1 pseudogene is annotated in these 2,270 nt (G+C 57.0%); it reads left to right on the top strand.

Annotated features, from left to right (window positions below):
* Positions 1-918: 918 nt before the first annotated feature.
* Positions 919-2,270, top strand: a pseudogene (locus BLU35_RS34780) (DUF5801 repeats-in-toxin domain-containing protein); the annotation flags it as partial.

A 2,270-nucleotide genomic window follows, 5' to 3' on the forward strand; every position in this document is an offset into this window, starting at 1 on the left:
GTGTCGCCCGCAGTATCAAACTGCTCGTCGACCACAACAGCCTACCCACGCTGCAACCCAACCAACACGTCAAATCCTCTGTGCAGAGGTACTAGCCCTGATCAGCCGAAGTATAACCGGGCGCCTGCACAACAAAATGTCGGGCAGCGGTTTACGAGCGTGGCAGCCGCACAACTTCCAATCTATTTCCTCACGAGCGATTTCAAAGGCAGCGTCCTGCGCAAGAACCAATGTCTCAATCAGAACGGTGGCGTTGCGACAGTCGACCAAAAGGCCTGTCGTCGTATACCAAGACGGGCAGACGCCCGGTTGAGTATTAGATTGCTTGTCGGCCTCGCTGGTGAGGTCCCGTCCCACCTAAGACCTAAGTCCTATTTGCGCCGGCAAAGGTCCTACTCTGCTTGTGACGCAATTCAATCCCAGAATATCCTAGCTACAACCATGGCGTCATCCACCGCCACGGCCGCAAAAGTGGTTCCAGAGTCGTTTGTGACGCCTTTCCGGGCGACTCTGGAACACAGCGCCAAACTGCTCGCAGGTTCATTAATAATAACTTAGAATCCGAACCTGCCGCATGTCATCTCTGCTTTTCGCTGGGACATGTATGCCAGACGGCTCGACCGTTCAGCCGCAACGCTACCGATGCCCTTACGTTGATCCGGCTTCGCGAATCGGCACAACTTCCGATATATTAGGTAGTCCTTATGGATAACTTGAAGGGCCCATACAAGAGGCGTAGCGTCCCAGCCTAAATCAGGTGCCTCATAATAGAGCACCTAACAAGGCGTGATGAGAACACGCATAGGGGGGGGGATTTCCCAGAACAAATCTGCTTTTCCGAAGTGGATAGAGGCCCTGACGCTTGAGGGCCCCTATCCCTTTTCTTTGGCCAATTCATTTTCGTGGAGGATAAACTCGATGGCACTCGACATCCAGACACAAGACATCATCATCGACGAGAGCATCGGTCTTACGGACGACGATATTAACCCGTCGGGCAACACCAACCTCACGCTGTCGTATCTCCTAAATCTTGACGATCCGGGCGGATTGACCTCACCTGAGGTCGCCTACCAAGCCGATTTCGTGCAGGCCACGGCGAGCGCAGGGGAAACCATCTCCGGGATCGTTCTCGCGCAGGATGCCTCCGGCACACCCTTTTCCAAAACTGACGGCGTGAACAGCGGCATCCAAACGGTCGATGGCAACTATGTCTGGCTGTTCCAGGATCCAACCAATCCCAACGTCGTGATCGGCGTCATCGGAACCTCCGACCCGCTAGTAGAACCCGATGAAATCGGGCCGCTCGCCTTCGCCTTTGGGCTGGACCCCACGAGCGCCACTAAAGCGGACCTTTACCTGGTTCAGTACGTGCCGCTGCTCCATCCGGATGAGACCGACCCGGACGACCGCATCGATCTGGCTGATCATGTGTTCGCCTCGGTCACGGGGACTTCCGTGCTCAGTTTCTTGGGGCAGAACGCCGCGTCCGGCAATCATGATTTCTACGTGATCAATTCGTCCACTGACGCTTCCAAGCAGCTTCTCGTGACAGGTTTCCTGGGCGCAGCAAATGCCACCGCCAACGTGAGTACACAGGGATTCGGCATCGGTAACCAAAGCATCAATCCGACCGAAACGCTGCAATGCGATTTTGTCACCGGCGGCAATCTCCCTGCGGGCGATGGCTCCCAAATCCAGTACGGCAGCCACCTCGATAATGTCACGGAGGCTGGGTTCACGATCAATCAGATCACACCTTCGGCCGAGACTAGGCGGGTGGACATCACGATCAAGGCGTTCGACAATACGGGCAACGAGCAAGGGCCGGACTTCTTCAACGGCACCACGACCAACCCCGTCGACATCACCAGCATCAAGTTGACGGGCACGTCCGGGTTTGCCACCACCATCACCGCCGATGGCACTTATGCCACGGGAAGCGGTAACGTGACCATCTCGGGGCTCACCGGCACTGGGAACGCCGTCACCATCACTGGGCTGGATAACGTCACAACCGTCGATTTCACCACCGCCACCCAAATGGATCGGCTGACGGTTACCGGTGTCGACGCGACTGAAGGCTGCGACATCACCGAATTCCATTTCACGTCGCAATCCACCAACGCCCGCACCGAAGAGGTCGGCTCGTTCATCAACTTCGATGACTCTGGGCCGACGCTTGAGATCACGGCCGCGCCGGTGGTTGCTGCCGCCGCTGTGGTTGAGGCGAGCGGGGCTGGCGGGCAGGACGAGGTGACGATCACACC

The organism is Sinorhizobium sp. NFACC03, from assembly GCF_900103435.1.
GTDB lineage: Bacteria > Pseudomonadota > Alphaproteobacteria > Rhizobiales > Rhizobiaceae > Ensifer.